The sequence below is a fragment of the Brucella pecoris genome (assembly GCF_006376675.1).
GTDB classification, from domain to species: domain Bacteria; phylum Pseudomonadota; class Alphaproteobacteria; order Rhizobiales; family Rhizobiaceae; genus Brucella; species Brucella pecoris.
The window spans coordinates 15,828-35,873 of record NZ_VEWK01000013.1; the positions used below are offsets into that span (position 1 = coordinate 15,828).

The following is a 20,046-nucleotide window of genomic DNA, read 5'->3' on the forward strand; positions in this document are numbered from 1 at the left end:
GGAGAGCATCATGCATATTCGCAAGGAAACGCCCGAAGATGCCGCTGAAATCCGCCAGGTGACGGAGACCGCTTTCCGCCCCGTGGCCTATAGCAATCAGAAGGAAGGGGAGATCGTCGATGCGCTTCGCGCTGCAAAGGCGCTTACCCTGTCGCTGGTTGCGGAAGAGAACGGACAGATTCTGGGCCATGTCGCGTTCTCACCGATTCTGATCGACGGCGAGAATAAGGGTTGGTATGGGCTTGGCCCTGTTTCAGTCCATCCGGATCGGCAAGGCGAGGGGATAGGTGGCAAGCTTATCCGCGAGGGGCTTGCCATTCTGCGGCGCGAAGGCGCCAAGGGCTGTGTTCTTCTGGGCGATCCCGGTTATTACGGGCGCTTCGGCTTCAAGGCCGATTCGCGGCTGAAACTGCCGGGCGTGCCAGCGGAATATTTCCAGTGTCTGGCCTTCGGGCCGGATATGCCGGAAGGCGATGTGGCCTATAACGCGGCATTCGATACATAGATGTCTGATCCAAAAGTCACCATGCCTTGCTGCAAATGGCGTTTTTCTGCGCTTCCGGTGCTCATGTACTCAAGTACACTGCGCTCCGGTTCTCGAAAATCACCATTTTCGCTACGGCCTGACGCTTTTTGATTCAGACACTAAAACAAAGGGCCGGAAAACCGGCCCTTTTCATTCAGTGCCGTTACGGCCACTTCACCACAGGCGGCATGGAAGACAGGATGGAATTCACATTGCCGCCGGTCTTGAGACCGAAGATCGTTCCTCGGTCGTAAAGCAGGTTGAACTCGACATAGCGGCCACGGCGGATGAGCTGTTCGTTGCGATCCGCGTCGGTCCAGTCCTTGTTGAAGTTCTGGCGCACCAGATGCGGATAGACGACGGAAAAACCGCGTCCCACATCGCGCGTATAGGCAAAATCCGCGTCCCATCCGCCTTTTTCGTCCGGTGAATGCAGCCAGTCATAGAAAATGCCACCGGTGCCGCGCGGCTCATTGCGATGCGGCAGGAAGAAATATTCGTCGCACCAGTCCTTCACGCGCTGGTAGTCGACAATATCTTTGTGCTTTTCGCAGATGAAACGGAAAGCCTTGTGGAAGGCAAGGGTGTCCGGGTCATCCTGCGTGCGACGGCTGTCCAGAACCGGCGTGAGGTCAGCGCCGCCGCCGAACCACTGGCGCGTGGTCACGACCATGCGCGTGTTCATGTGGACGGCAGGCACGTTCGGGTTCTGCGGATGAGCGATGAGCGAAATGCCGCTGGCCCAATAACGGGGGTCTTCCTCGGCACCGGGAATCTGCTTGCGGAATTCCGGCGAAAACTCGCCATAGACCGTCGAGACATGCACGCCGACCTTTTCGAAGACGCGACCATGCATGATCGACATGACGCCACCGCCGCCACGGCCTTCATCCTTCTGCCACGGGGTACGAACGAAACGTCCGGGTTCGCGATCCGAAAGCGGGCCTTGCAGTTCATCTTCAAGCTGTTCGTAGCTTGCACAGATACGGTCGCGCAGTTCCTCGAACCAGAGCTGTGCCGCCTGCTTCTTCTCTTCGATGTCTGCGGGGATGATTGCCGGAATTTCGTCGCGTTGCATTGTCTGTTTCCTTCCGGCGCGGTTCGCCGGATCGCTTGGCGATATCGCGCAGCCAAGGTTAAATGGATGAACTATTGTTTCATGGCTTATCAAAGTCCGCGATTGGCGCAAAGCGCGAAGCGCGCGATTGCAGGGCAGTATAGACCCTCTCCCCAAGAAAAGACTCGTCTTTGTGAAACTGCTCCCCTATCTTTCTCTACCTAGGGTTTGGAAGTCGTTCATTTCCGGTTTTGCCGGGAGGGCATCGCATGACAGCAGCACCGCCCCGTCCACCGCTCGAAGGCTTGCGCAAGCAGCTTCAGAAGAGCCGTGTCCAGAAAGGCATGAAGCAAAGCCGTATGCCGCGCGATGGGTTCGTTCGCGAGACATTCACCCTGCCGAGGCTGGCGGCGCGCGAAAAGGCGCGCGAATGGTTCGAGACATTCCCCAAGGCGGCCTATTGGACCGAAATCGAGAGCTGGTGCGAGCGACCGGACGATGTGATCGAATTCACGATGCGTCGACTGGAGACTGCGGATTGAGTTGCGCTTTAATCGCAACGGTCAAAGCCTTGAAATACGATTCAGATTAGAAGTCCTGAAGGCGCCCTTCACAGACGCCTTCTCTGTTTGAATCGTTATTCCATTACAGCCTTATTTCGCCGTCGTTTGCGGTGCTTTTTCCCACGCATTCCAGTTCTGGATGATGCTGTCGGCATAGGCCTTGCCGACGCGATAGGCGTTGGTCGTGGCGAGCGGGAAGCCGCCGGAGTTCGCGGCAAGCGATTCAGCCGCAGTCTGGTCCTTGCCCTGACGGTCGAAGTTCGATGCGGTGCGCAGCAATGCGATGCGGTCGAAATCGAGCTTGCCCGCCTCGGCAGCGCGCTTCAGCGCGGTCAGTGTGGCATTATCTTCCATCTGCGATGTGCAATAGTCGGCCTTGCCGTCGGTCAGAAGCTTTACCCATTCGGTCATGGCTTCGCCAAGCTTCGCGCCATGCCAATAGGTATCGCCCGAAGCCGTATCGCAGATTGTGACCTTTGGTGCGCCGGTCGCGGCTTCTTGCGTATAGTGCTTGCGATATTCCTTCGCTGCGTCACTATCCAGAAGTGCGACGTCCTGGGTCGTTGCCAGTGCATAGTCGGCCAGCTTGCCGTTCAGTTCGAAGACCTCCGTGCCTGCGGCCCATTTCGGCTTCTCGCCGGGCTTTGCAGCGCCGAGGCCGAAGAAGTCGGTCGGCCAGCCTTCCGGCGTTTCACGAATATCGATGCGGTGGTTCAGATTGGCATCGATGGCGTATTTTGCCCAATGCGCCGATCCAAGCGTGCCATGCTTCGGATCGACACCGGCGATGCCCGCGATCAGGAAATAGGTGTGGCTGAGGTCGAGCTTGTCGCTCAGCGCCATAGCTGCCGTCGCGCTTGCGGCATTGGCGAAGCCCATCGCCGTCGTCATGTGGCAGAGGCCGTCGGCTGTGCAGTCGATTTCCGGATATTCCGGATTGAGGCCCGGCAGCTTGATTTTCTGCGTGAATTTTTCGCCTTCCAGCCATGGCTTGGCTTCCTCACCGAACATGGTGATGACCATCACCTTCGGTGCGATGGGCGAAGCCTCCTTGGCAAAAGCCGGAGCGCTTGCCAAAAGCGAAGCGGTGGAAGCGGCAAGAGTGATAGTGCGAATAGACAGGTTCATGGAAGAGCGAGCCTTTCAGACCGGATGGGGGGATGGGATGCCTTGCGAAACCGGCCCTTTCGCTAAGCGCAATGCTGGAGTCGTCATTCCTGTCGGAGGGAATCGACGTTTTCCTTCCGCTGGCGCAGAGCTTCGCCTGCTGTCATTGCAACCGAAACCGCAAGATTTAGCGATCTGGCACCGGGCACCATCGGGATCAAAAGCCGGGCATCGGCACAATCGTGGACATCGTCAGGAACGCCCGACGACTCACGCCCGAAGAGCAGAATGTCATTTTCCTGAAACTGATAATCCGTATAGGGGATCGCTGCCTTGGTGGACAGCAATACGATGCGGCGCTTTGCTTGCAGGCGCCAGTCTTCGAAGTGACGCCAGTCTGCATGGCGGGTGAGGGTGGCCTGCTCCAGATAATCCATGCCGGCGCGCTTCAGGGACCGGTCGGAAATATCGAATCCGGCGGGTTCGATCAGGTCGACCGCGAAGCCGAGGCAAGCGGCCATACGCAGGATGGTTCCCGTATTGCCGGGAATGTCGGGCTGGTAAAGTGCGACGCGCAGTTCCATATGAAGCGGGTAGCCCACAAAGCCGGTGGCTGCAAGCGTTCAAAGTGGTTGCGCATCTCACGTCAACACATCAGTTGGCGGGATAGTGTTCGCAAGAATAAAATCATTCCGGCATCACGAAAATATTCCTGTTTTGTTCCCCTTCCGTCTTGGCAATTCCTGCGGGGCCACCTAAAAGGATCACCATGTTCAGATGGTTTGAAAAACGACTCGAAGCCTATCCCGAAGAACCGCCGCGTGAACCCCCGCGCGGACTGGTAGCCTTTTGTCTTTATTACACCCGCGGCGCATGGCCGTGGATCATCGGCATGGCGATTTTCACGACGCTCATCGCCGTGATCGAAGTGTCGCTCTTTGCCTTCATGGGCAATATCGTAGACTGGCTGTCACACCAGTCGCGCGAGACATTCCTGAGCAATGAAGGCTGGCGGCTTGCGCTGATTGCCGGTGTCGTTCTGATTGTCCTGCCGGGCGTGGTGCTGATCCATTCGCTGCTCATCCACCAGACATTGCTCGGCAATTATCCGATGCGCGTGCGCTGGCTGATGCATCGCTATCTGATCCGCCAGTCGATGGCGTTCTTTCAGGACGAGTTTGCCGGGCGCATCTCGACCAAATTGATGCAGACTGCTCTCGCCGTTCGTGAAACGGTGATGAAGCTTCTGGACGTGCTCAACTATGTCATTGTCTATTTCGCGGGCACGCTGTTCATCGCAGCGTCTGCGGATCTGGTTCTGATGATCCCGTTCGCTGTCTGGCTCGGCGTCTACATCATCTTGCTGCGTATCTTCATTCCGCGCCTGCGCGTGATTTCGGAACAGCAGGCCGATGCGCGTTCGTCGATGACGGGACGCATCGTCGACAGCTACACCAACATCGCGACTGTGAAGCTTTTCTCGCATTCCAGCCGGGAGGAATCATACGTACGCGAGAGCCTCGATGGCTTCCTCGGCACCGTGCATCGGCAGATGCGACTCATCACGTTGTTCCATTTCACCCTTTACATGGCGAACTGCATTTTGCTGTTTGCTGTGGGTGCAATCGGCATCCAGCTCTGGATGAATGAAGCAATTTCGGTTGGTGCCGTAGCAGTTGGCATCGGACTGGTGCTGCGCCTCAATGGCATGTCACAGTGGATCATGTGGGAAATGTCCGCCCTGTTCGAAAATATCGGCACGGTTGAAGACGGGATCACGACGATTGCACGCTCGCATGAAGTTGTGGATGTCCCCCGTGCACCCGCGTTGCAGGTGACCAGAGGCGAGCTCGACTTCAACAAGATCGGCTTCCATTACGGCAAGGGCAAAGGGGTTATCGAAAATCTCACGCTCACCATTCAGCCCGGCCAGAAAGTGGGATTGGTCGGACGTTCCGGCGCTGGCAAATCCACGCTGGTCAATCTGCTGTTGCGCTTCTACGATCTGGAGAAGGGCCGCATCCTGATCGACGGGCAGGATATTGCCAAAGTCACGCAGGATTCACTGCGCGCAAATATCGGCATGGTGACACAGGATACATCGCTTCTGCACCGTTCGGTTCGCGAGAACATCATGTACGGACGACCGGACGCAACGGAAGAAATGTTGCAGCAGGCTATCCGGCTGGCACAGGCCGACCAGTTCATTCCGTTGCTGACCGACCCGAAGGGACGGCAGGGACTGGATGCCCATGTCGGCGAGCGCGGCGTCAAGCTTTCGGGCGGACAGCGCCAGCGCATCGCCATTGCGCGTGTGATGCTGAAGGACGCGCCGATCCTCATCCTGGACGAGGCGACATCGGCGCTCGATTCAGAGGTTGAGGCGGCCATTCAGGACAGCCTCAATACTTTGATGGAAGGCAAGACGGTGATTGCCATCGCACATCGTCTTTCAACCATCGCGGCGCTCGATCGTCTCGTGGTGATGGACAAGGGCCGCATCGTCGAAGACGGTACGCATGAGGAACTTGTCGCGCTTGGCGGCATTTATGCAAGTCTGTGGGCCCGTCAGTCCGGCGGCTTCCTCGGTTTCGATGATAATTCCGAGGATGCGCTGGTAAAATAAGGACAGAAGCCATTGATGAAAGCGGTTTACAGCCTGTTCGAACGCTGGGTCGATCCCTTTCGCGAACCGGACAGGCTGAGACCGCCTTCAACCACGCTCGGCTTTCTCTGGCATTATGCAAGGCAGGCGAAATGGCCGCTGGCTGCTTCCCTCGTGGTCGGCGGATTGCTGCCGCTGGTCGAGGCTGGACTGTTCTATTTCACTGGTAGGCTGGTCGATATTCTCGACCAGGCGGGAAAAGGTGGTGTTGAGCGAAGCTGGTCGGCGCTTTTGCAGGCGGCAGGCCCCGAACTGCTTTTCATGGGAATCACAGTCCTTGTGATCCGTCTCGTCGTGACAGCGATCAATACGCTGTTGGATGATCAGACCTTGTCGCCGGGCTTCTACAATATGATCCGCTGGCAGGCGAATTCCTATGTACTCCGCCAGTCCTATGCCTTCTTCCAGAATGATTTCGCCGGGCGGATTGCCACCAAGGTCTGGCAGGCGGGCCAAGCGGCAGGCGACCTCATAGAAAGTCTCATTCAGGTCGTCTGGTTCATGGCGATCTACAGCATCACCACGCTGTTTCTGGTTGGCCGGCTCGACTGGCGGCTGGCGGCAGCCGTGATCCTGTGGATCATTGCTTTCGGTTTCATCGCATGGCGTTATCTGCCGCGCATCCGCAAGAATGCCGAGGCTACGGCCGAGGCGGGCTCCATGATTAACGGGCGTATCGTCGATAGCTATTCCAACATCCAGACGATCAAGCTCAATACCGCCGATGACGACGAACGCTATCTGCGCGAAGGGTTCGAGCGCTATCTTGGCGCCATTCTTCCGTTCATGCGTTCGCTTACCGGGGTCCGCGTTTCGCTCACGGCACTTTCCGGCCTGATGATCGTGACGGTTGCGGCGATTGCCATCGATCTTTGGACGCGCAATGCCATCACAGTCGGGCAGGTGTCGTTCACGCTTGGGCTGGTGCTACGCCTCAACATGCTGCTTGGCCGTCTCATGATGCAGCTCAATGGAATGCTGCGCCAGCTCGGACTGATCGAAAATTCCATGCGGCTGGTTTCTGCCCCGCTCGGTCTGGAGGATAGGCCCAATGCCAAGCCCCTGCAGGTAACAGAGGCGCATATCCAGGTTCAAAACGTCACCTTTCATTACGGCAAAGCTGCGGGTGTTCTCGACAATATAAATCTGAACGTGCGTGGTGGCGAGCGGGTCGGTCTTGTCGGTCATTCCGGTGCGGGTAAATCCACCCTCGTGAACCTCATCCTGCGTCTTTACGATGTTGAGAAGGGCGCGATTCTCATAGACGGGCAGGACATTCGCGATGTCACCCAGACATCGTTGCGCCGTGCCGTTGCCGTCGTCAGTCAGGAAACCGCCCTGTTGCATAGGTCGTTGCGCGACAACATCATGCTGGCGCGCGACGATGCGACCGATGAAGAATTGCTGAAGGCGGCACGACAGGCCGAGGCTGACGGGTTCATTGCCAATCTGGAGGATTTTCAGGGACGACGCTCCTTCGATGCCTTTGTGGGCGAACGCGGCGTCAAGCTTTCCGGCGGCCAGCGCCAGCGCATTGCGATAGCGCGCGCCATTTTGAAGGATGCACCCATCCTCATCCTCGATGAGGCGACATCCGCGCTCGATTCGGAGGTGGAAGCCACCATTCAGGAGAATCTGAAGCGCCTTATGGAAGGCAAGACCGTGATTGCGATTGCCCATCGCCTTTCCACCATTGCGGCGCTCGATCGCCTCGTCGTGATGGATCAGGGGCGAATCGTGGAGGAGGGCACGCATGACGAACTTATTGCCCGTGACGGCATCTATGCGGGACTTTGGGCCCGCCAGTCGGGTGGTTTCATTGGGCGGAATGGATAAAGTTGAAAGCTTTGCGTTATCTGTGGTGCATTATCAGTTTGTTGCGCATTCGCTGAATTGAGCAAGCAAATCCGCCTGCGACATCGTGCCGTCATAAGGGCTTGGTGTCTGGACAAGCGATTTTTACACGCCTAAACCGGAAAGTGAAATGGAGGGAATTTCGTCCTGTGAGCACTTGCGGGACTACTTTTGCGCAAGTGCAAAAGAGGACGAGGGGAGAGTTCAATTGAACATGCAGGTTGAAAAGGAATTGGCACGTGAGCGCACACGACACGGCTGAGCCGACACGGCGTGATTTTTTGTATATTGCGACGGGAATGGCCGGTGTCGTCGGAGTTGGCGGACTGGCCTGGCCGTTTATCGACCAGATGCGTCCGGACGCTTCGACACTCGCGGCTGCGTCCATCGAGGTTGATGTTTCGTCCCTTGCGGAAGGAGCATCATTAACTGTTAAATGGCGTGGTAAGCCGGTTTTTATTCGTAACCGCACCGCCAAGGAAGTCGAGGATGGCAAGACGACCGTTCTTGGCGATCTCAAGGATCCGATTGCGCGTAATGCCAACCTTGCGTCGGACGCGCAGGCGACCGATCTCGCCCGCTCGGCAGGCGAAGGCAAGGAAAACTGGCTGGTGATGATCGGCGTGTGTACCCATCTGGGTTGCGTGCCGCTCGGTGAGTCCGGTTCTTTCGGTGGCTGGTTCTGCCCATGCCATGGTTCGACCTATGACACTGCCGGTCGTATCCGCAGTGGTCCGGCACCGGAAAACATGCACATCCCGCAATATGCGTTCACTTCCGATACGGTCATCAGGATCGGCTAACAGGTCTTGGGGAGAGAAGACATGAGTGCTGGACACTCCACATACACGCCGAAGACCGGCATCGAAAAATGGGTGGACGAACGGCTTCCCTTGCCGCGTCTCGTCTATGATTCCTTCGTGGCCTATCCGACGCCGCGTAACCTGAACTATATGTACACCTTCGGTGGCATTTTGAGCTTCATGCTCATTTCGCAGATTCTGACCGGCGTCGTGCTGGCCATGCATTATGCTGCGGATACGGGCATTGCGTTCAATTCCGTCGAGAAGATCATGCGCGACGTCAACTCCGGCTGGCTGCTGCGCTATATGCACTCCAACGGCGCATCGTTCTTCTTCATCGCCGTTTATCTCCATATCGCTCGCGGTCTCTATTACGGTTCCTACAAGGCGCCGCGTGAGCTCCTGTGGATTCTGGGCGTGGTGATCTTCCTTCTCATGATGGCGACCGCCTTTATGGGCTACGTGCTGCCCTGGGGACAGATGTCCTTCTGGGGAGCCACCGTTATCACGGGCTTCTTCACGGCCTTCCCGATCATCGGCGAACCGATCCAGCAGCTTCTGCTGGGCGGCTTTGCGGTCGACAATCCGACGCTCAACCGCTTCTTCTCGCTGCATTACCTGCTGCCGTTCATGATTGCAGGTGTCGTTATCCTGCACGTCTGGGCGCTGCATGTGACGGGCCAGACCAACCCGACCGGTATTGAAGTGAAATCGAAGACCGATACGCTGTCGTTCACGCCATATGCGACCATCAAGGACGCTTTCGGCGCGCTCGTCTTCTTCGTGTTCTTCGCCTACTTCGTCTTCTATCTGCCGAACTTCCTCGGCCATCCGGATAACTATATCCCGGCCGATTCTCTAAAGACGCCCGCTCACATCGTTCCGGAATGGTACTTCCTGCCTTTCTACGCGATGCTGCGCGCCATCACCTTCAACATCGGCCCGATCGACTCGAAGCTCGGCGGCGTTCTGACCATGTTCGGTTCGATCGCGATCCTTTTCGTCGTGCCGTGGCTCGATACGTCGAAGGTTCGTTCGGCTGTCTATCGTCCGTGGTTCAAGCTGTTCTTCTGGCTGTTCGTGATCAATGCCATCTTCCTCGGATGGCTGGGTTCGCGTCCGGCGGAAGGTTCCTACGTCTTCATGGCGCAGCTCGGTACGCTCTACTACTTTGCCTTCTTCATCGTCATCATGCCGGTCATTGGCCTGATCGAAACGCCGAGGCGTTTGCCGAACTCGATCACCGAGGCGGTTCTGGAGAAAAGCGGCAAGGCCGAGATTACCCCAGTGGAAATCCCTGTTGAAACTCGGGGCTGAACCAGCGAGAGAGATGAAGGACGTAACAATGAAAAACATCCTCAAGAGTTTCGCTGCCTTCGGTATTGCTCCGCTGGTTGCGCTTGGTATCGCCCTGGGTACGATGGGTGGTGCCTCGGCTGAGGAAGGCGGTAATGCCGCGGAGCCGGAACATTTTCCGATCCACCATCCCAAGCAGGAAAAGTGGAGCTTCGCCGGTCCGTTCGGAACCTATGACAAGGGACAGCTTCAGCGTGGCCTGAAGGTCTACAAGGAAGTCTGCTCGGCTTGTCATTCGATGAACCTGGTGGCTTTCCGCACGCTGGAAGGCCTCGGCTACTCGCCGGAGCAGGTCAAGGCGCTTGCCGCTGAATATGAAGTGGAGGATGGCCCGAATGCGGATGGTGAGATGTTCACCCGCAAGGCGCTTCCGACCGACCACTTCCCGGCACCATATCCGAACACGGCTGCGGCTGCGGCGGCAAACAACGGTGCGGCTCCGCCCGACTTTTCGCTGATCGCCAAGGCGCGTGCGGTGGAACGCGGGTTCCCGCAGTTCATCTTCGACATATTCACGCAATATGCTGAAGGCGGTCCAGATTATATCCATTCTCTGCTGACCGGCTTTGACGAACAGCCGCCAGCGGGCATGCAGATTGCCGAAGGTACGCATTACAATCCGTACTTCATTTCGGCAAAGGCTCTGGCGATGGCGAAGCCGCTGAGCGACGACCAGGTCACCTATGACGACGGCGCGCCGCAAACGGTGGATCAATATGCGCGCGACGTTTCGGCTTTCCTGATGTGGGCTGCAGAGCCGCATCTGGAAGATCGCAAGCGGACCGGTTTCCGGGTCATCATATTCCTGATTCTTTTTGCCGGTCTGGTTTATGTTGCCAAGCGTTCGATCTGGTCGAACGTGAAGCACTAACCGGTCAATCCGAGTTAAAAAAATGGGCGCCGCGGGCGCCCATTTTTTTGTGGTATGGATGCATGGAAAGTGATTGTTCGGTTCGCCGGGATACCATTGCCGCAATTAAGCCATAAAAATGACGGTGCGTCGCCGCAATGTTCTTGGCGCAAATGGGCGGTTTCTTTTGCAATTTGCTCGTTTGAGGGTGTAAAGGAGCTTGGCCCCAACTTTGCCTTGATTAATTTGACCGGCCCAACGGCCGCCTGAAAGGATGGAAAATGGAATCCGGATTTAAAGCCAGCTTGAAGGATGCGATCCGCACTATTCCGGATTATCCGAAGCCCGGCGTCCAGTTCCGTGACGTGACGACGCTTATGGGCGATGCACAGGCATTTCGCCGTTCGGTCGATGAACTGGTCTATCCTTATGCAGGCAACAAGGTCGACAAGGTAGCCGGCATCGAAGCGCGTGGCTTCATTCTCGGAGGTGCCATCGCGCATCAGCTTTCAGCCGGTTTCGTGCCGATCCGCAAGAAGGGCAAGCTGCCGCGCGATACCGTGCGGATTGCCTACAGCCTTGAATATGGCATCGACGAAATGGAAATGCACCGCGACGCGATCGAAAAGGGTGAGCGGATCATTCTGGTCGATGATCTGATCGCAACGGGTGGAACGGCGGAAGCGGCGGCGAAACTTCTGCTTCAGATGGGGGCAGACATCGTCGCAGCCTGCTTCATCATTGATCTGCCGGACCTCGGCGGACGCAAGAAGCTCGAAGCTCTCGGCGTGCCGGTTCGCACGCTCGTTGCCTTCGAAGGCGATTGAGAATACGAGAAAGCCCGGACTATACTCCGGGCTTTTCTTATTTCAGGCGCCGGTCTTGGGCGGCAGCTTCACCATCGCCGCGTTGTCGAATAACAGCACTTCTTCACCGTTCTGGTTATAAGCGCTTGTCGTCATGGTCAGCATCGACCAGCCGGGACGGGACGCAAGCGGTCGGATGGCATGGACCACACGCTTGTAGGTAATGGTATCTCCGGCATAAACGGGCTTCGACCATTTCAGGTTTTCAAAGCCGGGCGAGGGGCCGAATGTCGGGGGCGTCTCGCCGCGTTTCAGCGCTTCTTTCGTCGCCGCGAGGATGGACGCGACATTGAGCTTCATGAACACCGCCGTGGTATGCCAGCCGGAAGCGCAAAGCCCGCCGAAGACGCTCTTCTTTGCCGCTTCCGCATCCAGATGGAACGGTTGCGGATCATATTTTCTGGCGAAATCGATGATTTCATCGGCAGTAAACGTATAGCTGCCGATGACGAGGTTCTGTCCGAGATTTTCTTCCAGGAAACTCATGACGCATCTCCCGCTTTCTCATCGTAGTCGCGGCGTCCCATCATGCATGGATGCTGCATTTCGCACACGCTTTCGCCGCGCTGATTGAACAGCTCATGGTGGAACGTTACCAGCCCGATGGCCGGACGCGATTTGGAAATGCGCTTGTCCTTGATGGTCGTCACGCCGTTCAGCGTATCACCGGCAAGCACGGGGCGTTTCCAGCGTGTGAATTCGACGCCGGGGCCGCCTTGCGACGTGGAATTGGTGAGATAGGCATCGCAGACCATGCGCATGATGAGGGAAGTGGTCTGCCACCCCGATGCTGCCAGCCCGCCGAGAACGCTCGCCTTGCCCGCTTCTTCATCGAGATGGAACGGCTGCGGGTCGAACGCGCTGGCAAATTCGATGATTTCTTCCTTGTTGATCGCACGAGGGCCGAAGGGAAGGGTCATTCCCGGTTCCATATCCTCGTAGGCATATTTTGGCAGAGGCTTGGTCACCCTCGATCTCCTCCCACTGGAGCGGATTGCGTTCACATTCGGCAGCGCTTCCGCTCTATCTGTTTGTCTTGGATCGCGCATCCTATTCCGAAAACCGCTTCGCACCTTTCGGGATGCGCTTTATGCAGAATAAAGAAAAGGCCGCCGGTTTTTGGCGGCCTGATCGTATCAGGTATTGAAGCGGAACAGCATCACATCGCCGTCATGGACGATGTATTCCTTACCTTCGTCCCTGGCCTTGCCGGCTTCCTTGGCGCCGACTTCGCCATTGTATTTGACGTAGTCTTCATAGGCGATGGTCTGGGCGCGAATGAAGCCGCGTTCGAAATCTGTATGAATGACACCGGCAGCACCGGGAGCCTTGGTGCCGCGCCGGATGGTCCATGCACGGGTTTCCTTCGGTCCAGCGGTAAAATAGGTGATGAGGTCGAGAAGCTTGTAACCGGCGCGGATGAGGCGGTCGAGGCCCGGCTCTTCCAGGTCCATGCTTTCCAGATATTCCCTGGCTTCCTCGTCGGGAAGCTGGGCAACTTCCGCTTCGATTGCAGCCGAAATGATGACCGTCTGGGCACCCTGCTCATCTGCCATCTTTTCGATGGCGGCGCTGTACGCGTTGCCCTTGGCGGCATCGCCTTCGGCGACGTTGCAGACATAGAGCACAGGCTTGGAGGTCAGCAGGTTCAGACCTTTAAGCGTCAGCAGGTCTTCTGCTGCGATGTCCTTCAGCATGAGGCGAACCGGCTGGCCGTTCTGGAGCAGTTCCAGTGCGGTTTCCATCACCGGCAGAATGGTGAGGGCTTCCTTGTCCTTGGCCGTAGCGCGCTTGCGGATCTGCACGATGCGGCGCTCGATGCTTTCGAGGTCCGACAGCATCAGTTCCGTTTCGACCGTCTCGGCGTCTGACACAGGATCAATGCGGCCTTCGACATGGGTGATGTCATCATCTTCGAAGCAGCGCAACACATGCACGATGGCATCGACTTCGCGGATATTGGCGAGGAACTGGTTGCCGAGACCTTCGCCCTTCGAAGCGCCACGCACGAGGCCGGCAATATCAACGAAGTTGATGCGGGTCGGGATGATTTCCTTCGAACCCGCGATTTTCGCAATGCCGTTCTGGCGTGGATCGGGAACAGCCACTTCACCGGTGTTCGGCTCGATGGTGCAGAACGGATAGTTTGCGGCCTGTGCAGCGGCCGTTTTGGTCAGCGCGTTGAAAAGGGTCGACTTGCCAACATTTGGCAGACCGACGATGCCGCATTTGAAACCCATGATCGTACCTGTCAGACTAGAATAGAATTACCGTCGCTATGCGACATTGAGGTGTGAAGCGTCAAGAGGCGCAGCCGTCGCCGGGGATTAATCCTTCTTCCCCAGCAGCTTTTTCAGCATTTCAGCCATCGGGCCGCTTTCGGGAATGCCCGGCTTCCTCTGGTTCTGCCGCGCCTGCCGGATATGGCTCTGCGCCTTGGCCTTTGCTTCAGGGGGGGCCTTTTCCGCTTGCGCGGGATTGGCCTTGAAGCCGCTTGGCCGCTGATTGCCGTCGCCCATGGCGAGCGCAATGCGGTTCATGAAGCTGTTGTCTTCGCCTTTGGTGGCAAGCAGGCCCACATTGTCGGCGATAGCACCCAGAAGCGTATCCAGCCATTCATTGTCAGCCTTGGCGAAGTCGCCGAGGACATAATTATGCACGAGTTCCTTCGCGCCGGGATGGCCGATGCCAAGCCGCATGCGGCGATAATTTTGGCCGCCGGGGAAAGACTGTACATGCGCGTCGATGGATTTAATGCCGTTATGGCCGCCAGAGCCGCCACCGGTCTTGATACGCAGCTTGCCCGGAATAAGGTCGAGTTCGTCATAGATCACGACGAGATCGGCGGATGTCAGCTTGTAGAAGCGCATGGCTTCGCCGATGGACTGACCCGAGAGATTCATGAAAGTCTGCGGCTTGATCAGCAGCACCTTTTCGCCGTCGATCACACCGTCGGCGATCTCGGCCTGAAATTTCTTCTGCCATTTGGAAAAGCGATGGCGGCGGAATATTTCATCCGCCGCCATGAAACCGATATTGTGCCGGTTATGCGCATATTTGGGGCCCGGATTGCCAAGACCTGCGATGAGCAGCATGGTTCAGAGTCCCCAAAATACGAAAAGCGATTATTCGCCGTCCTTGGCTTCTTCTTCTGCAGCGCCTTCCGAAGCATTTTCTTCCGACTTCAGGCCGGCAGGAGCAGCAATCGTGGCGATGGTGAAGTCGCGGTCCTGAATGGCAGCGGTCGCGCCCTTCGGCAGCTTGATTGCCGAAATGTGGACCGAGTCGCCGATTTCGAGGCCGGTCAGGTCGAATTCGAGCGCTTCCGGAATTGCATTAGCCGGAACAATCAGTTCAACGTCGTGACGAACGATGTTGAGAACGCCGCCGCGCTTGATGCCCGGTGCAGCTTCTTCGTTCTTGAAGTGAACAGGAACGTTCACGTGCACAACCGACTTGGCGGAAACGCGCAGGAAGTCGACATGCTGCGGGAAGTCACGAACCGGATCCAACTGGTAGTCCTTCGGGAGGACCTGAATCTTCTTGCCGTCTACTTCGATCGTGGCAACCGTGGTCTTAAAACCACCGCCATGAATCTTGTAGAAGATTTCCTTGTAGGGGACGGCGATTGCGAGGGGTTCCTGCTTGTCGCCATAGATGACTGCAGGAATCTGGCCGTTGCGACGCAGTTCGCGGGAGGACCCCTTACCAACCCGGGTACGCAGATCGGCCTTGAGCACGTAAGTCTCGCTCATGGCATTTCCTTTCGATGTTACTGGAGTGTCGCTAGTACCGCTTGATGAGCCGTGCAAACGACATGAAACAGCCCGTATCGTCTGTCACAAGGTGAAAGACCGGACCGCTCCATTCCGCGTTGCCTCCAAGGGTGTCTACGCGGATGGCGGTGGCTATAGACCATAGCGTGCGGCGGCGCAAGTTTTTTGGATTTGCCCTCGCGCGGAGGCTGACAGGCTATAGTTGAAAAAATGATCCCGATAGCCTATATTCGGATCGGTAGCTGAAGCGCGAACTCCAGCTACCATGTTCTTAGATAAAGAATTGAACCCGCACTGTGGCTCGCCAGCTGGTGCGGGTTTTCTTTATTCTAAGCGTGAATCTAATAGGTATAAACCACATAGAGTTCACCTCCGAATAGAGGGCAAAGCCTTTGCCACGGTCCAGGTGGCTCATCCTCCCCGACGCGCCCGCTGGCTGGACGCTTGCTGCTTTTGCCCCCTGATCCAATTGCTATCAAAACTTCTGGTTGAAATCTACTGCCCGGCATCTGTGGGCATTTGTCTTAACGGGTGGCAATGGCAGCCGCAAAAGTGTTAAGCGAATGCCTGATCGACTGGCGGCTTGACCGTACGAGTCGTCTGTTCCTGCAATGTTTAAATAGAGCGGTTCCGGGCAAAGCTGAATCGTCGGAACCGCTCCATCAATTTGTTTTAACGCGCATCTTGTCCGAAAACCACTTCGCACTTTTCGGGATGCGCTAAAAGGAGGCGAGATGCAGGTCGGTATCGACATGGGTTCTGTTGCCGGAAGCGGTTCTGCCTCGGCAGCGGCGCTTGGCGGTGGCAAGCAGGCCATGCTTGATCTTGAGGAGCTGCTCGCCACGCGTCTGCTGGTGCAGGGCAATTCCGGCTCCGGCAAGTCGCACCTTCTGCGTCGTCTTCTGGAACAGAGCGCGCAATGGGTGCAGCAGTGCATCGTTGATCCTGAAGGCGATTTCGTCACACTGGCCGATCTTTACGGCCATGTCGTTGTCGATGCCGCTCGTACCGAAGCTGAACTGACCCGCATTGCCGGACGTATCCGCCAGCACCGTGTTTCGGTAGTGCTCAATCTGGAAGGGCTGGACGTCGAGCAGCAGATGCGCTCGGCTGCGGCTTTCCTCGGCGGTCTTTTCGATGCCGAGCGCGACTATTGGTATCCGATGCTCGTGGTGGTGGATGAGGCGCAGCTTTTTGCGCCTGCCGCCGCAGGCGAAGTGTCGGACGAAGCGCGCAAGCTGTCGCTGGGCGCGATGACAAATCTCATGTGTCGCGGACGAAAGCGCGGCCTTGCGGGTGTCATTGCCACGCAGCGACTGGCAAAGCTTGCTAAAAACGTGGCTGCCGAAGCCTCCAACTTCCTGATGGGGCGCACATTTCTCGATATCGACATGGCACGCGCTGCCGATCTTCTGGGCATGGAGCGCCGCCAAGCTGAAATGTTCCGGGATTTGCAGCGCGGGCATTTCGTGGCGCTTGGCCCTGCATTGTCGCGCCGTCCCTTGCCGATCAAGATTGGCAAGGTGGAGACATCGGCACGTTCGTCATCGCCGAAACTGATGCCGCTGCCGGATGCACCGGAAGATGCGCTCGACCTTATCTTCACGCCCGCACCGCAAGAAATCCGCACTGTTGTGCGCAGGACGCCGCCACCTCCACCGCCGCCATCGACGGCGGAAATTCTGGCGCAGGTGGCAAAGCCGAAGCCCGAGGCCGAACCGGCACAAGAGCCGTTGTTCCCCGGCATCGTGGAAGCCGAGCGCGATGAGCTTCTTGAAAAGGTCATGCGCGAGATCGTGGACGATCCGGAAGCTTCGTTCCGCTCAGTTGCCGTTCTCTATCAGGACTTTCTTGTGCGCTGCCGCATTCACCGCGTTCCGGGCGAGCCGCTGGCTCTGCCTGCCTTCCGCCGCAGGCTGGCGGTGGCGCAGGCCAGCATTGAAAGCGATGTGGCCAGTGGCGAAACATGGCAGCAGGCGCTGTCGCTGTCAGAAAGCCTCACCGACGATGTGCAGGGCGTGTTCCTGATCGTGGCGCAGGCAGCCGTCACCGGTGCGCCTTGCCCCTCCGATGCGGCTTTGGCGCGGGCTTACGGCACGCATTCGTTCAGCCGCGCGCGGCGTTTGCTGACCTATTTCGAGGAGCGCGGGCTTCTGGTTGTTCGCAATGATTTCAAGGGAATGCGCATCGTCAATTTCCCCGATCTTGCCTGTGAGACCGCTCCGGGCGACCCGAATGCGCCGGACGAGCTGGCGGAAGAAGGCGCTGCGGCTGAATAGAATAAGTTGTTGCCTGTGAAAACTGTCATGAACCTGTAATGATCCTCGCCGACAGCTTGCGAAACGGATCATTCAGGGCGACAGCGTGACAGAGCCAGTAAAGCAGCCGGATTTCAAAGAACTTTTCACGACTTTCGGTAAAGTGGGCCTTCTGTCCTTCGGCGGACCAGCCGCGCAGATCGCCATGCTGCAGCGCATCCTCGTGGATGAGAAAAAATGGATGGATCAGGAACGGCTGATCCATGCACTCAATTTCTGCATGTTGCTGCCGGGACCGGAAGCCATGCAGCTTGCGACCTATTCGGGCTGGGCGGTGAAAGGCTGGCGCGGCGGCCTGCTGGCAGGGCTGTTATTCGTGCTGCCCGGCGCAGTTGTCATGCTTGCATTGTCGGCACTTTATATCGCTTTCGGGCATGTCGAGGTCGTGGCGGGGCTGTTGTTCGGCCTCAAGGCTGCGGTTTTGGCCGTGGTTTTCGAAGCGCTCTACCGCATGGCCAAACGGACATTGGCCTCCAGCTTCTCCTACACAGTGGCGATTGCGGCATTCATTGCGATCGCCTTTCTGAAGCTGCCGTTTCCGCTCGTTGTTCTGCTGGCGGCTCTCGCGGGTGGGTTGCGACATATAGTTCAGGGAAATGGCGCAGCAACAATTCTGGGAGAGGCGACACCCGGTGCCCTGCGCGAATTCACGCAGCAGACGTTGATCTGGGGCGGGCTATGGCTTTTGCCTCTTGTCGGGCTTTTCATCATTTTTGGCGGTACGCATGTCTTTGTGCAGGAAGCCGCATTTTTCTCGAAGCTCGCCGCGGTGACATTTGGTGGCGCTTATGCCGCCCTTTCCTATACAGCGCAGCAGGCGGTCGAGCATTTCGGCTGGATGAAGCCGGGTGAGATGCTGACCGGGCTTGGTCTGGCCGAGACCACGCCGGGGCCGTTGATCCTCGTGCTGGTCTTTGTAGGCTTCGTGGGAGCTGCGAACCTATCGGGCCTGCCACCGCTTCTGGGTGGCTTCTTCGGCGGGTTGATTGCGCTCTGGTTTACCTTCGTACCGTGTTTTCTATGGATATTGGCGGGCGCGCCATTCGTGGAGCGGCTGCGTCAGGTGCGCTGGCTGTCGGCGATGCTGGGCGGGATCACGGCTGCGGTTGTCGGCGTGATTGCCAATCTGGCGCTATGGTTCTCGCTGCATGTCCTGTTTTCGCAGGTGGTCGAGAAGGCTGTCGGTCCCTTCACATTGCCGCTGCCGGTCTGGAGCACAATAGACAATGCCGCCGTCCTGATCGCAGGCGCGGCGGCATTATTGCTTGTCGTCTTCAAAATGAACATGCCGCTCGTGCTGTTGCTGGCGGCATGTTTCGGAATTGCTATTCGCCTGATGTTTTGATTAGTCGAACAGGCTCGAAACAGACTCTTCCGCTGCTGTACGCGCAATGGCTTCGCCGATCAGATCGGAGATAGAGAGCACGCGGATATTCGGCGCATCGTTGATCGCGGTGGTCGGCTGGATGGAATCGGTGATGACCAGTTCCTTCAGCTTCGACGCGGCGATACGGGCAACCGCGCCACCGGACAGAACGCCATGCGTAATGTAGGCGGTGACGCTGTTCGCGCCCTTGGCCAGCAGGGCTTCGGCTGCATTGCAGAGCGTGCCGCCGGAATCGACGATATCGTCGAACAGCAGACAATCTTTGCCGACGACGTCGCCGATGACGTTCATGACTTCCGATTCACCTGGACGTTCGCGGCGCTTGTCGACGATGGCGAGCTGTGCATCGATACGCTTGGCCAGCGAACGGGCACGCACCACGCCACCGACGTCAGGCGAAACGACCATGCAGTTGCCAGTTGCGTAATTGGCCTTCACGTCACGCGCGATAACCGGAACCGCATAGAGATTGTCGGTCGGGATGTCGAAGAAGCCCTGAATCTGACCGGCATGAAGGTCGAGCGTCAGAACGCGGTTCGCACCGGCTTCGGTGATGAGGTTGGAAACAAGCTTTGCCGAGATCGGCGTGCGCGGACCGGGCTTGCGGTCCTGACGGGCATAGCCGAAATAGGGCAGGACGGCGGTGATGCGACGTGCGGAGGAGCGGCGGAAGGCGTCGATCATGATGAGCAGTTCCATCAGGTGATCATTTGCCGGGTAGGAAGTCGATTGCAGAACGAATACGTCTTCGCCGCGGACGTTTTCCTGAATCTCTACGAAGATTTCCTGATCGGCGAAGCGACGGACGCTGGCCTTACCGAGTGGAATGTTGAGATATTGAGCAACGGATTCGGCAAGAACCCGGTTGGAGTTGCCTGCGAAAAGTTTCATTCTTTTGCCTCTGACGCCGATGCGGTC

19 protein-coding genes are annotated in these 20,046 nt (G+C 57.5%); 10 read left to right on the plus strand and 9 right to left on the minus strand.

Annotated features, from left to right (window positions below; all coding sequences use genetic code 11):
• Positions 1-10: 10 nt before the first annotated feature.
• Positions 11-505: a GNAT family N-acetyltransferase gene (locus tag FIB18_RS20110; protein WP_140022403.1), complete on the plus strand. Its 495-nt coding sequence runs from the start codon at positions 11-13 to the stop codon at positions 503-505.
• A gap of 184 nt (positions 506-689) precedes the next feature.
• Here the strand turns inward: FIB18_RS20110 and hemF are convergent, their stop codons facing one another.
• Positions 690-1,604, minus strand: a complete 915-nt coding sequence (gene hemF, locus FIB18_RS20120; RefSeq protein WP_140022404.1) for an oxygen-dependent coproporphyrinogen oxidase — start codon at positions 1,602-1,604, stop codon at positions 690-692.
• Between the two features lie 248 nt (positions 1,605-1,852).
• On the opposite strand from hemF, the gene FIB18_RS20125 reads away from it, so the two are divergent.
• Positions 1,853-2,125: a hypothetical protein gene (locus FIB18_RS20125; protein WP_140022405.1), complete on the plus strand. Its 273-nt coding sequence runs from the start codon at positions 1,853-1,855 to the stop codon at positions 2,123-2,125.
• A gap of 111 nt (positions 2,126-2,236) precedes the next feature.
• Here the strand turns inward: FIB18_RS20125 and FIB18_RS20130 are convergent, their stop codons facing one another.
• Positions 2,237-3,274 (minus strand): purine-nucleoside phosphorylase, encoded by a 1,038-nt coding sequence (locus FIB18_RS20130; protein ID WP_140022406.1) that lies wholly within the window; start codon positions 3,272-3,274, stop codon positions 2,237-2,239.
• An 83-nt stretch (positions 3,275-3,357) separates the two neighbouring features.
• The gene (locus FIB18_RS20135) at positions 3,358-3,837 is read right to left on the minus strand and encodes a tRNA (cytidine(34)-2'-O)-methyltransferase (RefSeq protein WP_140022407.1); all 480 of its coding nucleotides are present in this window, start codon (positions 3,835-3,837) and stop codon (positions 3,358-3,360) included.
• Positions 3,838-4,022: 185 nt separating this feature from the next.
• Here FIB18_RS20135 and FIB18_RS20140 point away from each other — a divergent pair, with 185 nt between their 5' ends.
• The 6 genes from FIB18_RS20140 to FIB18_RS20165 all read left to right on the plus strand — a co-directional run bounded on the left by FIB18_RS20140 (position 4,023) and on the right by FIB18_RS20165 (position 11,608).
• Positions 4,023-5,879, plus strand: a complete 1,857-nt coding sequence (locus FIB18_RS20140; RefSeq protein WP_140022408.1) for an ABC transporter ATP-binding protein — start codon at positions 4,023-4,025, stop codon at positions 5,877-5,879.
• 15 nt (positions 5,880-5,894) lie between these two features.
• Entirely contained in the window at positions 5,895-7,754 is a 1,860-nt protein-coding gene (locus tag FIB18_RS20145) for an ABC transporter ATP-binding protein (RefSeq protein ID WP_140022409.1), read from the plus strand.
• A 257-nt stretch (positions 7,755-8,011) separates the two neighbouring features.
• On the plus strand, positions 8,012-8,575 hold the full coding sequence (gene petA, locus FIB18_RS20150; RefSeq protein WP_140022410.1) for a ubiquinol-cytochrome c reductase iron-sulfur subunit: 564 nt from the start codon (positions 8,012-8,014) through the stop codon (positions 8,573-8,575).
• Between the two features lie 21 nt (positions 8,576-8,596).
• Complete coding sequence (locus FIB18_RS20155) at positions 8,597-9,892, plus strand: cytochrome b (protein WP_140022411.1); 1,296 nt, start codon at positions 8,597-8,599, stop codon at positions 9,890-9,892.
• Between the two features lie 28 nt (positions 9,893-9,920).
• Positions 9,921-10,802, plus strand: coding sequence for a cytochrome c1 (locus FIB18_RS20160; RefSeq protein WP_174977460.1), 882 nt, complete (start codon positions 9,921-9,923; stop codon positions 10,800-10,802).
• Positions 10,803-11,062: 260 nt separating this feature from the next.
• Positions 11,063-11,608 (plus strand): adenine phosphoribosyltransferase, encoded by a 546-nt coding sequence (locus FIB18_RS20165; protein WP_061345912.1) that lies wholly within the window; start codon positions 11,063-11,065, stop codon positions 11,606-11,608.
• A gap of 42 nt (positions 11,609-11,650) precedes the next feature.
• Here FIB18_RS20165 and FIB18_RS20170 read toward each other — a convergent pair whose 3' ends face one another.
• The 5 genes from FIB18_RS20170 to FIB18_RS20190 all read right to left on the minus strand — a co-directional run bounded on the left by FIB18_RS20170 (position 11,651) and on the right by FIB18_RS20190 (position 15,402).
• Positions 11,651-12,133, minus strand: a complete 483-nt coding sequence (locus FIB18_RS20170; protein WP_140022413.1) for a MaoC family dehydratase — start codon at positions 12,131-12,133, stop codon at positions 11,651-11,653.
• Positions 12,130-12,615 (minus strand): MaoC family dehydratase, encoded by a 486-nt coding sequence (locus FIB18_RS20175; RefSeq protein WP_140022414.1) that lies wholly within the window; start codon positions 12,613-12,615, stop codon positions 12,130-12,132. Before FIB18_RS20175 ends, FIB18_RS20170 begins: the two co-directional genes overlap by 4 nt.
• Positions 12,616-12,783: 168 nt before the next feature.
• On the minus strand, positions 12,784-13,887 hold the full coding sequence (gene ychF, locus FIB18_RS20180; RefSeq protein ID WP_140022415.1) for a redox-regulated ATPase YchF: 1,104 nt from the start codon (positions 13,885-13,887) through the stop codon (positions 12,784-12,786).
• Positions 13,888-13,974: 87 nt separating this feature from the next.
• The gene (gene pth / locus FIB18_RS20185) at positions 13,975-14,742 is read right to left on the minus strand and encodes an aminoacyl-tRNA hydrolase (RefSeq protein WP_140022416.1); all 768 of its coding nucleotides are present in this window, start codon (positions 14,740-14,742) and stop codon (positions 13,975-13,977) included.
• A 30-nt stretch (positions 14,743-14,772) separates the two neighbouring features.
• Positions 14,773-15,402 carry a 50S ribosomal protein L25/general stress protein Ctc gene (locus FIB18_RS20190; RefSeq protein ID WP_140022417.1) on the minus strand — a complete coding sequence of 210 codons (630 nt, stop codon included), beginning with the start codon at positions 15,400-15,402 and terminating at the stop codon, positions 14,773-14,775.
• Positions 15,403-16,157: 755 nt separating this feature from the next.
• Here FIB18_RS20190 and FIB18_RS20200 point away from each other — a divergent pair.
• Positions 16,158-17,702, plus strand: a complete 1,545-nt coding sequence (locus tag FIB18_RS20200) for an ATP-binding protein (protein ID WP_140022419.1) — start codon at positions 16,158-16,160, stop codon at positions 17,700-17,702.
• Between the two features lie 85 nt (positions 17,703-17,787).
• Positions 17,788-19,086, plus strand: coding sequence for a chromate efflux transporter (gene chrA, locus FIB18_RS20205; protein WP_140022420.1), 1,299 nt, complete (start codon positions 17,788-17,790; stop codon positions 19,084-19,086).
• Here chrA and FIB18_RS20210 read toward each other — a convergent pair whose 3' ends face one another.
• Positions 19,087-20,019, minus strand: coding sequence for a ribose-phosphate pyrophosphokinase (locus FIB18_RS20210; protein WP_140022421.1), 933 nt, complete (start codon positions 20,017-20,019; stop codon positions 19,087-19,089).
• Positions 20,020-20,046: the final 27 nt, after the last annotated feature.

Bases quoted from the DNA above. Each gene is read 5' to 3' on its own strand.
- FIB18_RS20110 (WP_140022403.1), top strand. From the start codon at position 11: ATGCATATTCGCAAGGAAACGCCCGAAGATGCCGCTGAAATCCGCCAG.
- hemF (WP_140022404.1), bottom strand. From the start codon at position 1,604: ATGCAACGCGACGAAATTCCGGCAATCATCCCCGCAGACATCGAAGAG.
- FIB18_RS20125 (WP_140022405.1), top strand. From the start codon at position 1,853: ATGACAGCAGCACCGCCCCGTCCACCGCTCGAAGGCTTGCGCAAGCAG.
- FIB18_RS20130 (WP_140022406.1), bottom strand. From the start codon at position 3,274: ATGAACCTGTCTATTCGCACTATCACTCTTGCCGCTTCCACCGCTTCG.
- FIB18_RS20135 (WP_140022407.1), bottom strand. From the start codon at position 3,837: ATGGAACTGCGCGTCGCACTTTACCAGCCCGACATTCCCGGCAATACG.
- FIB18_RS20140 (WP_140022408.1), top strand. From the start codon at position 4,023: ATGTTCAGATGGTTTGAAAAACGACTCGAAGCCTATCCCGAAGAACCG.
- FIB18_RS20145 (WP_140022409.1), top strand. From the start codon at position 5,895: ATGAAAGCGGTTTACAGCCTGTTCGAACGCTGGGTCGATCCCTTTCGC.
- FIB18_RS20155 (WP_140022411.1), top strand. From the start codon at position 8,597: ATGAGTGCTGGACACTCCACATACACGCCGAAGACCGGCATCGAAAAA.
- FIB18_RS20160 (WP_174977460.1), top strand. From the start codon at position 9,921: ATGAAAAACATCCTCAAGAGTTTCGCTGCCTTCGGTATTGCTCCGCTG.
- FIB18_RS20165 (WP_061345912.1), top strand. From the start codon at position 11,063: ATGGAATCCGGATTTAAAGCCAGCTTGAAGGATGCGATCCGCACTATT.
- FIB18_RS20170 (WP_140022413.1), bottom strand. From the start codon at position 12,133: ATGAGTTTCCTGGAAGAAAATCTCGGACAGAACCTCGTCATCGGCAGC.
- ychF (WP_140022415.1), bottom strand. From the start codon at position 13,887: ATGGGTTTCAAATGCGGCATCGTCGGTCTGCCAAATGTTGGCAAGTCG.
- pth (WP_140022416.1), bottom strand. From the start codon at position 14,742: ATGCTGCTCATCGCAGGTCTTGGCAATCCGGGCCCCAAATATGCGCAT.
- FIB18_RS20190 (WP_140022417.1), bottom strand. From the start codon at position 15,402: ATGAGCGAGACTTACGTGCTCAAGGCCGATCTGCGTACCCGGGTTGGT.
- FIB18_RS20200 (WP_140022419.1), top strand. From the start codon at position 16,158: ATGCAGGTCGGTATCGACATGGGTTCTGTTGCCGGAAGCGGTTCTGCC.
- FIB18_RS20210 (WP_140022421.1), bottom strand. From the start codon at position 20,019: ATGAAACTTTTCGCAGGCAACTCCAACCGGGTTCTTGCCGAATCCGTT.